Consider the following 11,155-nt stretch of genomic DNA (forward strand, 5'->3'; position numbering starts at 1 on the left):
CACGCGCTCGCGGACGACGTATGCCGCGTTCGCGAAGCGCTCTCCGGCCTCGGGCCAGAGGAGTCCGGAGAGCCGCAGCGCCAGATCATGCCCGGCCGGAACCGCGCTCCAGCCGAGGGGCTTCCATGCGTCCTCGGTTGCCGATCCGCCTGTCGCCGCCGGACGAGCCGTCGTGCCCGCAGCGGAAGGAAGAGCGACGCCAAAGCGCACGGGAGCCTCGGCCGGTGACTTCGCGAGGAGTACCGGATCGTTGGCCACGAAGATCGGCAGCACGGCCGGTGCGCCGACGGTCAGCCAGTGCTCCGCGTCGACCCGACCGGCGAGCAGGGTGCCGAGTGGTGCGAATCGCGCGGCCCGCGACTCGAGGCGTTCGCGCTCCTCTTTGGACGGCCTCTCGCCAGCCGCGGGTCCCTTCCCGGCGGAGACCATGGGCGTCGGCGCCGTCGCGGCGGAAAAGGCGAGGGCTCGGGTGACCGCTGTGTCTCGCGGCCCCGCCAGGCGATCGTTCCATTCCGCTACGAGCTCCGCCCGGTAGAGCGCGAGCTCCTCCGAAACGTCGTCGAGACGGCGCGCGCTGGTGATCCCGGCCTTCTCGCGCGCGATGGCGTCGGCGGCGCCCGCAACCGCAATCAGGGTGCCGCCGCCTTCGATCCACGACTTGAGCTTCGCGGCACGCACCTCTCCGATCTCGACTCCAGGCGCGAGAACCAGAACGTTGTAGCGCCGCAGGTCCGCGGAGTCGATGGCGCGGCTCTCGAGCAGCGAGAGCGGCGTGCCGATTTCACGATCGAGCGCGTGCCAGAGCGCACCGTAGGTCGTCGTGTCCGCTTCGCCGTGGCCGACGAGCGCCACCCGCGGACGCTCGAGAAGGATGAAGTGCTCACCGCCGAGATCGGGGAGCTCGCCGTCGCCGAAGCCGGTCAAGAGGGGGCGCGCCACGAGGCCCAGTTCGTCCGCCACCTCGCGCACCCGGGTCGCGAGGTTGTCCGCCCGCTCCCGATTGTCGTCGCGCTGCACCAGGAGTGAGCCGCGCGCGAACGTTCCGCCGTCGAGCTCGAAGGCCTTGTTCGCGATGCGCACCTCGAGTCCCGCTTCGAGCAGCCTCACCGCCGCGCGGACCGAGCCGTCGTCGGCGCCGTCGAGGACCCAGGCGACCGGCACGGGCAGCGCTGGCCCGGCCGCAGGGGACCTTGCCGGCACTTCCTCCCTCGCCGTCGCGGAATCGACTCGTACGCTCGCGACCGCGACCTCCGCTTCGATCTCGTAGGCGTCGAGCCCATAGAGCAGCGGCAAGCTCCACCCGCTGATGTCGTAGAGCAGGCTGTTCTTTCCCTCCACGAGCAGGGCGCGCTCGCGGGCGAGAATTTCGCGCGGCAGCGGCAGGTCGAAGTCGAGCGTCGCGCGCAGGAGCGCGCCGTCGGGCTGACGGCCGCGCACCAGGAGGGTGCCCGCCGGAAGCCGTGTGTCGCGGCTGCGCCCGAGCGGGTCACGGGCCTGCACGGATACCGCGCTCGTGGTGCGCTCCACTTCGCCCCCCAAGCGCCTCACCGCTTCGATGAAGCGCAGGAGCCGGGTGCCATTGCCGTCGGGAACGATCGCCAGGGTCCAACCGTCGAGCGGTCCGCCGGGAGCTGCGGCTCGTCGACGCTCGCGCGCGAAGTCGCGGGCAATCTCCCCGCGATTTGCGGCCAACGTCCTGAGGTTCGCCCAAGCCGCCGTGACCTGATGGGCGACGGCCTCGCGATAGGTGAGAAGCTCCCCATTCTCGAGGCGCACGGTGCCGCTGGTGATGCCCGCCTGTTCGTGGAGGATACCCACCGCCCCGCGCAGCGTTGCGAAGGAATCGGAGTAGCCCGGAAACCACCAGTCGGCCCATTCACCGGTGTAGTACCGCCAGCCCTCGCGGTCGAACGCGACGGCCTCGTCGCGGCCGAACCGGTTCCACCACGCCACCGCGTTCGCCGGCAGGAACGGATTGAACGGTGGGCGCGGCGGATAGAAGAGATAAGTCGAGTCGATGCCCATCTCGTGGACGTCGAGGAAAAAGAGCGGCCGCCAGCCCGATTGCGCCTGGATGCGGGCGCGGGTCTCGGGCTGCGTGGCGAAGACCCAGTCGCGGTTGAGATCGAAGAGGTAGTGGTTGGTGCGGCCCCACGGCCAGATGCCGTTCTGTTGGACCGACTGGGTGTCGCGATTGGACTGCGCGCCGGTGGTTTCGCGTACCCGCGCCAGAAACCTCTCGCGGCCGTCGGGGTTCTGAACCGGATCGAAGATCACCACGAGATCGCGCAACAGGCCCGCGACCTCCGGGTCGCGGCTGGCGATCAAGTGATCGGCGAGGACCAGTGCCGCATCGGCCGGCGACACCTCGTCGCCGTGAATGGAGAAGGCCAGCCAGGCGACAGCGGGCAAGTTGTCCGCGAGCGACTCGGCGTCGGCCGCGGCGAGATCTCTCGGGTCGGCGACCCGATTCCAGCCGTCGCGGATCTCGTCCAGACGCGCGAGATTCTCCGGCGAGGAGACGATGAGATGCCGGAGCGGCCGCCCCTCCCAGGTGCGGCCGTGCTCGACGAGCCGGACGCGATCGCTCGTCCGCGCCCAGGTCTCGAGGCAACGCCCGATCTCCTCGAACGTCGCCGAGCGCCCGCCCGCGGGAAAGCCGAGCAGGGCATCGAGCGTCGCGCTCTGCTCGACGCGCGCAACCTGCCTGAAGAACTCGACCGGGATGGCGGGATCGGCCACGACGGAGCTGCCTGCCCATCCGCCCGCCGCGCCGCCGAGCTGCCACAGCAGTGCCACAACCGCCAGCCCACCGACCCGAAGACTCCTCTTCACGCCGCCCCCTTGGTCCGGATCTCCGGATCGTCGGGGAGACTAACAGGCCCTCGTCCGCCTCAAGGACCTTGCGCCGCTTCCCGGGCGTGATGTGCGGGGCTGACCCCTCGCGAGCGCACGTAACGACGGGCTGACCGGCGGTACAAAAGGGAGCGAAGCCACGAATCCCGACCACCGGGGAGGACCGCCATGCTCCGATCGACCCTCGTTGCCGCCTCGCCGTGCAGGTTCGCCTGCACCATGCCGGTTTCCATGCTCCTCGCCTGGCTCGCTGCGGTACCGCTCGGCGCCCAGCTCACGCTCACCGGCAACTACCGGGTCTTCCAGTCCGACGCCGGTGGCCTGGTCGAGGCGGGCGACTCCTTCGGCCAGACGCTGGCGGCCGGCGACTGGAACGGCGACGGCTGGGACGATCTCGCGGTCGGGACTCCGGGCGAAGACGTCGGAGTGATCAGCAATGCGGGCGGCGTCGTGATCCTCTTCGGCAGCGCTCTCGGCGTCGGCAAGGGGCCGCTCGCGGACCAGGGATTCCACCAGGATTCCCCGGGCGTCGAGGATCTCGCCGAAGCGGGCGACCAGTTCGGCGGTGCTCTCGCGGCCGGCGACTGGAACGGCGACCACTACGCCGACCTGGCGGTCGGCGTGCCGTTCGAAGACCTCGACGGCGTCTCGAATGCCGGTGCCGTCCATATTTTCGTCGGCAGTGCCGCGGGTCTGGTACCCGCGCCAGCGAACTCCATCGTGAGCGGGATGTCGTTCGGCGTCGGCGTCTACGCCCTCGAGCGCGACGGCCGCTTCGGCGCCGCTCTCGTCGCCTGCGACCGGAACGGTGACGGGCGCGACGAGCTCGTGATCGGGATCCCGAGCTCCATCGTCGACCCGCCGACGCGCTCGGGGGCGATCATCGAGCTGCCCGGCTACGCGAGCGGTGTGACGCCCTCGGGCGCCGTGTACCGCGACTCGCCCGACGACGCGCTCGAGGACCTCTTCGGCTTCTCGCTGGCGTGTGGCAACCTGGACCAGACCGGCGCCGGCGACCTTCTGGTCGGCGCTCCCCGGGCGCCGGTGGGGGGCGACCCCGGGGCCGCCCGCAACGGGGCGGTCTGGAGGATCGCGAGCAGCGGCACGATCGAGTCGCATGCCTCCGCGGCGGGAGGGTCCGGACTCAGGGGGTACAGCGTCGCGGCCGGCGACTTCGAAGGCGAGGGTTACGACCAGGCCATCTGGGGGCTCCCCGGGAGAGGAAGCCAGGGCGTGTACATGTCGGGGGGCGCGAACTGGGACGGCCCCCCAGCGCTCGCCCAGGGCGCCAACGGGTACGCCGACGCCGCCGAGCTCTGGGACATGTTCGGCCAGGTGATCTCCACGGGCGACTTCAACCGTGACGGCAACGCCGACGTTGCCTTCGGTGTCCCGGAAGAGGATCTCTTCGACGGCACGGACGATGAGGTCATCGAAGCGGGATTGGTGCAGGTCGTCCAGAGCAACAACAACGGCCCGCTCGGAGCCGACCAGCTCTTCCATTGGGGGGCAGAGATCGGCTTCGCCCCGCTCTTCGAAGACCTGTTCGGCGCCGCCCTCGCCGCCGGCGATTTCAACAAGGACGGTATCGACGACCTGGCTGTCGGTGCACCCGGCGCCGAATGGAACGGTGCCGCGAAGACCGGCATCGTGCAGATCTTCCACGGCTCGAAGCCGAACTGGATCTTCGGCGACGGCTTCGAGACCGGCACGCACTGGAAGTGGAGCTCGACCGTTCCCTGACGTACTTTCGCCATTTCGCCATTTCCCCATTTCGCCCTTTCGCCAATGCAGCGATGCCTGCGGGCGACTCCGAATCGGCAAAGCCGTCCTGCGATCCCGAGCCCGCCTCGGAGCCGCTGCGCGCGGTCTTCAGCGCGGCGTTTGTGAAGCCCTTCACCGTCCCTTCCGGCGGATCGCGGTATACCGGTCGCGCACTTTCTTGCGAACCCTTCACGACCAGGGGGGCCGACCCTTCCGCCATGAAAAGCCCTCGATCTCTTCCTGCGATGGCCCGACTCTCGAGTGCGTTCCTGGGCCTGGTTCTCCTCTCGCCGATTTCCGCCCATGCCCTGCCGGCTTTTCCCGGCGCCGAGGGCTTCGGTACCCAGACTCCGGGCGGCCGGGGTGGGCCCGTGCTGGTGGTGACGACGCTCGCCGGCTCGGGGTCGGGCTCCTTTCGTGCGGCCATGATGACCCCCGGCCCCCGCATCCTCGTCTTCCGGGTGTCGGGGGTGATCGACCTCGGGGGCGACATCACCCTCACCGAAGCGCAGAGCTACGTCACCGTCCTGGGGCAGAGCAGCCCCGGCGGGATCACCCTGGTGAACGGCGCGATCACCAACTATCAGACGAACTTCCACGACGCCATCTTCCGCTTCCTCCGCATCCGCGCCCAGGCCGGCGACACCTTCGCCTTCAACCCGGTCTACAACCTGGTCATCGACCACTGCGACATGTCCGGCGGCGCCGACGAGACCTTCGACATCGACGCCAGCCACGACTTCACCGTGCAGTGGTCGACGGTCACCAACAGCATGAGCGGCGCGGGCAGCCAGAACTACGGCTGGCTCATCGCCTACCGGCCGACGAGCCAGGTGAGCTTTCACCACAACTTCAGCGCCCATCACGGCGGCCGCTGCGGTGCCCAGTTTCATTGGTCCGGCAGCGGCGCAGTGCCGGGGGACGGTGTGAAGGTCGACCTGCGCAACAATGTGTTCTACAACTGCGGTTTCCAGCAGATCTACCGCCAGGACCTCCCACCCGGGGAGGGAACGAACTTCAACCTCGTCGGCAACTTCGCCAGGAGCGGACCCGATACTCCGGCGGACTCGATGCTGTTCGGACTCGACGGCACGCTCTTCATGACGGACAACCTCTACCCCGGCCAGTCGATCCTGTCGATCTACTCCAATCCGACGTTTCTCGACGAACCGCATCCCTTCCCTCCGATCACCACCAGTTCGGCCACCTTGGCCTGGAACCAGGTGCCGAATCGCGCCGGCTCCTGGCCCCGGGACGCCATGACCACGCGCACCGTCGCCGAAGCACGTTCCGGCACCGGCACGCTCGGCAACCTGGGCGATCCACTCAACACCGCGCTGCCGCCGCCGGCGCTCCCGGTGGATGTCGACCTCGACGGGATCGCCGACAGCTGGGAGCTCGCCCACGGCCTCTCCCCGGCCAACCCCCTGGACTCGGCCCAGCTCCATCCCGGTGGCTACGCCTGGGTGGAGGTCTATCTGAACGAGCTCGCGACGGGCGCCATCGCCCTCTTCAACGACGGCTTCGAGAGTGGGGATGCCGCGGCGTGGGCCGGGGAGGTGCCATGAATCGACGCCGGATTCTCTTTGTTCTCCCATGCCTCGCCGCGCTCGCTGGGAGCACCGCGAGCGCCGCCGGTGCGGCTGAGATTCCGCCCGGGCTCGGCTGGCACGAGCTGGCGGAGACGCGGCTGCGCGCGGTCTGTCCCAGCCCGGCGCAGTATCCGGAGATTCAGGGGGTCGAGGGCTGCGCGGCGGTCACCGAGGACTGGTCGGGCGCCGCGTTCGATGCCGCCGGCGACCGCATGTACATCTCCGGCGGCGGGCACGGCGGCTACGCCGGCAACGAGTGGTACCTGCTCGACCTCGGGAGCCTCACGCTGACGCGGATCAACGAGCCCTCGACGCCGGTGCGCGACGGCTGCCTGTTCGACGGCATCTACGCCGATGGCAGGCCGGTGTCGCGCCACACCTACCAGCACCTCGCCTGGCTGCCGGGTCTCCATCGGATCTTCCTGGTCGGAGGCTCGAGGTGGCAGTGCGGCTACTTCATCGACGACGCCTGGACGTTCGACCCGGCGGGGGACAACTGGACCGAGAGGAGTTACGTCGGCGGCCCTCGGACCGGCTTCGGTCTGTCGCTCGCCGTCGATGCGCCGACCGCGCTGGTCTACGCCCACGACGACTACGACCTTTACAGCTACAACCCTGCGACCGATCAGTGGACCCTGCGGGCCGAAAACCTCCAGGGGCCCGGCGACTACAAGTCGGGCGTCATCGACCCGGTGCGCCGCCGCTATTTCTACTACGCCACCGACAATCGGACCCTCTACTGGTACGACATCAGCAGCGCCACTGGAATGCTGACGCGGCAGAGCGGTGCCACGACAGGTTGCACGTTCATGGATACCTACGCCGCCGGCTGGGACTACGATCCCCAGCTCGACCGGCTGGTGGCATGGAGCGGTGGAGACTCCGTCCAACTCCTGAACCCGGACACGCGGGTCTGCACGACGGTGAGCCATCCCGGTGGGCCGGCGGCCATCCCCCAGGGCACCTTCGGCCGCTTCCGCTACTCGACCCGGAGCCAGGTCTTCGTCACCTGCAACGACGTCGACGACAACTGCTTCGCCCTGCGGCTTCAGCCCTCCACCCTGCTCTTCGCCGACGGCTTCGCGAGCGGCGACAGCTCGCTCTGGAGCTCGACGGCGCCGTGAAGACGCGGCGCACTCCCTGAGGACGGCGCTGCGAACCTTCGCAACGCGACGCTCGTCACCAGCAGCGCCAGGGCAGCCAGACCGGTGCGCGAAAGGGCCGGAATCTCCACGACTCCAGGACCGAGCGGCGCGACGGCGATGCCGGTGATGCTCGTCCAGCCCGGAACTGCGATCTCGCCGAGCTCCTGCGTCGCTCCGCTCTGGAGATCGACGGAGTAGAGGCGACTGACGTCTCCCGACCCATAGGCGTATTCGTGGGTGGAGAAGTAGGCCGCTCCGGAAGACGAGATGTCGAATCCCCGGACCCCACCTCTCGCGTCCACCGGGCCGATCACCGTGACTTCTCCGGAGTTCGCGCTCGGCTTGCCACCAGGGCCGCCGATGCGCAAGAGGTAAAGATCGTCTCCGGGCTCAGTCGGATATCCCAGAGCGAACGTCTCGATTCCCATGCCATCCAATCCGCCCGGCGAATGGGCTATCGCGTAGCCACTACCCGGATAGTCGAGTGGGGCGTCGACATGAAGGTCCAGCGTGTCGAGCGAGTAGCGGTAGTTCTGATTCCCCGGCCCGAAGAATCGCAGCTCGTGGGTGAGCGGATGGATGTCCTTGTCCGACGCCCACCCCTCCGTGAAGGGAAGACCGGGCCAGTCGGCCGACGACGAAGCGCCGGTCTCGGGGTCGAGGATGAACGGTCTCACCGGTTCGTATGGGCAGAGGACCTGACATTGCCAGAATGCGAACGCGTACAGCGTCCCATCCGTAGGGTCGAGCTCGAGGGAGGCCTCGGTACCCCAGAGATCGCCGGTGATGGGCACGATCCGCTGCATTACCCCGGGCGAGGCGCTGTCGAATCGCAGGAGGGCGAAGTCAGATGGGTAGCCCGAACTGCCGGTGACGGCGTAGATCGTCTCGCCGCGCGCGCCGGGCGGCAAGGCCAGGACGAGCAGAAGCAGGAGCCGGGCTTTCTTCATCGAGGGCTTCCGAACGAAACCAGCTCGACAGTAGCACCTGGACAGCCCATGCCTGAGAATCCCCGATGAGCCTCCAGCCGTTCGGTTTACGCGCAGTGGAGCACGAGAACAAGAACTCCCGCCACGCGCCGGCTTTGGACGACTGCAGGCTCTTGGTCCGGTTTGCTTCACCCCCTGTCGGCGCTCTTCGCCGAGCCCGCACGAGCGGTGGCGCTCGCCGCTCTCGCCCGCGCAGCGATCGCGTCCAGGGCGCAAGCCCAACCGGCGAACCGCTTCCAGAACCCGGAGCTCGACGACGTCCTCGCGCCCTGGGTTTCGACGGGAGGGCATTCGGCGATCGACGCCGACAGTTGCCCCGGTTCCGGGTCGGCGAACGCGCCCTTCTCCATGCCGGTCCTGTTCAGCTACGTCGCGCAGTGCGTCGACGTCACCGCCGGGGAGACCCTCCACGCATCGATGCAGGCCCTGTCGAGCCGCGCGTTCGTGGCCGGGTCGTTTCGTTTCACGTTCCTTCCCGGACCGGAGTGCGCCGGCACCGAGCTGCAAACGATCGATAGCCCCATCAGCCCCCTCGACACGACGTGGCAACGGTTCCACGACTCGGCCACGGTGCCGGTCGGCGCTGCGTCCGCCGCCGTCTACGCCAACTTCGGCTCCGTTCTGAGCCCGGATGGGGCGAACATCTGGGCCGACCGCGCCTGGTTGGGCACCGAGCCGCTGCTGTTCTTCGACGGCTTCGAGAACAGCCTCACCTGCCGCTGGAGCGCGGTGATTTCCGACTAGGGTCTCCACCTGTTTCAGCCCGACCGGAGGATGGACCGCCTTCGGCCGATCCGATCTCGAAGCGCGCAAACTCGCTGCACGTTGGGGCGCGCGGTTCAGAATCCTCCGCCCAGGCATGGATCCGGGAGCGCGGCGGATCGGCTCTCACTGCCACCAGGACAGGCCGCCGGACTCGAAGCCGTCGGTGAAGAGCGGGGCGACGAGAACGACGAACCGCTCCCCTTCGCCCATGGGCGTCGGCCCCTCGTGGAACACCGACCAGGAGCCGGTGTCGGAGCTGTAGAACACTCCGATCTGCTCGTCCAGGGGGGGGCCGATGGGGCCTGCCCTCGACACGAAGAGAACGGCGCCGGGCTCGGCGTTCAGTCGCGGGTCGTCGAGCCGCGTCGTGCGGTGGGCGATCGTGGCGGCGGTGGCGGTGTGCTGGAAGGTCCAATCCCCGTCCGCCAGTTCGTCGCCGAGCAGGACCCAGAACAGCGCCCCGAGAATCATGTCGGAGAAGGAGCCGGACTCCGCCCGCAGGAGCAAGTTGGGAGGCGAGAAGAGCATGGAGGTCGGAACCAGGAACCTGGCCCCCCGGAATCCCCAGGCGTCGAGGGTATGTCCGTGCAGGAGCTCGGGAGTGGCGCCGAGACAGGTCGTTGCGTGATCTGGGGGGCAGTGGACCGTCGATCCGATTCCGGTCGCGTTGTCGTCGTGCGTCAAATGGAGGAAGCTCGGAGCGGTGTCGTCCGTGACCACGACGTGGAACGCCAGCCCGACCTCCATGGCTGTGAAGTCCTGGTTGAAGATGCTCCAGCGGCCCTGGTTGGAGAAGTCGACGTCGTACCGCGGCGCGACCGCGCGGGGGTTCTCGCCGCCGTGGCCGAGGAGCTCGTTCCACGCCTGGGCGACGAAAACTCGGGCGTCGGGTCGGTCGTTGAGCTGGGGATGGTCGATCTCGGTGAAAGAGCCCGAAACATTGCCCGCCGTCGCCTGGTGGACGAAGGAGAGCATGGTCGCTGCGTGCCCCGGTGCCGGAACCACCAGCCCCAGGACGGCGAGCACGGCTGCCCAACCTGCCGATGCCGCAGATGCCGCCGACGCTGCCGTTGCCCGGGAGAACGTCTGCCGGCACGTGATGGTCATGTCGAACCTCCCACTCGTTGGCGGGCAGGGGATGCGCCGGGTCTGACGCACACCCGTGCTCGAGAGTCTCAGTCACACCGACGAAGCAGGCGTTACAGAACGGTTGGCCGCGATGGACCCGACGCCCCGTCGACCCGGGGCGGGTCCGGGCGAACGGCCGACGCGGGCCCCTCGATGTCCAGTCGTGGCGACGGACTACGCCATCCCTCATGAAGGAGAACCCCATGCCCGTGCGCTGCGCCCTGACCTGTTGTCTCGCCCTGCTGCTCTCCGCCGCCGCGCCGCTCGTGGCGGCGACGATTCCGGTCACGACCGAGGTGGATGTCGATCTCGACGACGGCTTCTGCTCGCTGCGCGAAGCGATCTTCGCCGCCAACGACGACGCGACCTACAACGGCTGCCCGGCGGGCTCGGGGCCGGACCGGATCGTCTTCGACCTCGTATCGCTACCGGCGACGATCGCGTTGCAGGCGGCGTTGCCGCCGATCGACTCCTCGGTGCTGCTGCGCGGACCAGCTTCGGGCGACGTCGAGCTCGACGGGCAGAGCCTCTGGCCGATCCTCGACGTCAGCACGAACACGCCGGGGGTCTGGTTCGGCGCCGAGGATCTGATGCTGGTCAACGGCGCCGGAGCCGGCGGCGGCGCGCTGGTCGTCGGAACGGGCACCCACGCCGAGCTGCGGCGGGTCCGCATGATTGGAAACACGGCCACGGTTGGGGGTGGCGCGATCTGGGTCGCCGGGACCCTCGCGCAGCCGGCCTCGGCCCTGATCGTCGACTGCGAGATCTGGGGCAACACGAGCTCCGGAGCTGCGGGTGGCGGGGCACTTCGTATTCTCGGACCCGGCGCCGCGGTCTCGATCCGCCGCTCGGTAGTCGCAGCCAACACCGCCGACAATTTCAACGGCGGCGCGGTGGCGGTCCAGAACGCCGAGCT

General features: G+C 68.9%; 7 protein-coding genes. 4 read left to right on the forward strand and 3 right to left on the reverse strand.

Annotated elements, in window-relative coordinates:
- Nucleotides 1–2,835: hypothetical protein (locus KBI44_15375; GenBank protein MBP9145863.1), on the reverse strand; the 2,835-nt coding region annotated here is incomplete at its 3' end.
- A 189-nt stretch (nt 2,836–3,024) separates the two neighbouring features.
- Between KBI44_15375 and KBI44_15380 the strand changes: the two genes are divergently transcribed.
- The 3 genes from KBI44_15380 (at nt 3,025) to KBI44_15390 (ending at nt 7,336) form a co-directional block, all read left to right on the forward strand.
- Nucleotides 3,025–4,599, forward strand: a complete 1,575-nt coding sequence (locus KBI44_15380; protein ID MBP9145864.1) for an FG-GAP repeat protein — start codon at nt 3,025–3,027, stop codon at nt 4,597–4,599.
- Nucleotides 4,600–4,865: 266 nt separating this feature from the next.
- Nucleotides 4,866–6,188, forward strand: a complete 1,323-nt coding sequence (locus KBI44_15385; protein ID MBP9145865.1) for a hypothetical protein — start codon at nt 4,866–4,868, stop codon at nt 6,186–6,188.
- Nucleotides 6,185–7,336, forward strand: a complete 1,152-nt coding sequence (locus KBI44_15390; protein MBP9145866.1) for a hypothetical protein — start codon at nt 6,185–6,187, stop codon at nt 7,334–7,336. Before KBI44_15385 ends, KBI44_15390 begins: the two co-directional genes overlap by 4 nt.
- On the opposite strand, the gene KBI44_15395 is transcribed toward KBI44_15390, so the two are convergent.
- Nucleotides 7,261–8,307 (reverse strand): hypothetical protein, encoded by a 1,047-nt coding sequence (locus tag KBI44_15395; GenBank protein ID MBP9145867.1) that lies wholly within the window; start codon nt 8,305–8,307, stop codon nt 7,261–7,263. The two genes, KBI44_15390 and KBI44_15395, sit on opposite strands and share 76 nt — an antisense overlap.
- Before the next feature lie 162 nt (nt 8,308–8,469).
- Here KBI44_15395 and KBI44_15400 point away from each other — a divergent pair, with 162 nt between their 5' ends.
- Nucleotides 8,470–9,090, forward strand: coding sequence for a hypothetical protein (locus KBI44_15400; protein MBP9145868.1), 621 nt, complete (start codon nt 8,470–8,472; stop codon nt 9,088–9,090).
- Nucleotides 9,091–9,234: 144 nt separating this feature from the next.
- On the opposite strand, the gene KBI44_15405 is transcribed toward KBI44_15400, so the two are convergent.
- The gene (locus tag KBI44_15405; protein ID MBP9145869.1) at nt 9,235–10,218 is read right to left on the reverse strand and encodes a hypothetical protein; all 984 of its coding nucleotides are present in this window, start codon (nt 10,216–10,218) and stop codon (nt 9,235–9,237) included.
- Nucleotides 10,219–11,155: the final 937 nt, after the last annotated feature.

The organism is Thermoanaerobaculia bacterium, from assembly GCA_018057705.1.
Taxonomy (GTDB): domain Bacteria; phylum Acidobacteriota; class Thermoanaerobaculia; order Multivoradales; family JAGPDF01; genus JAGPDF01.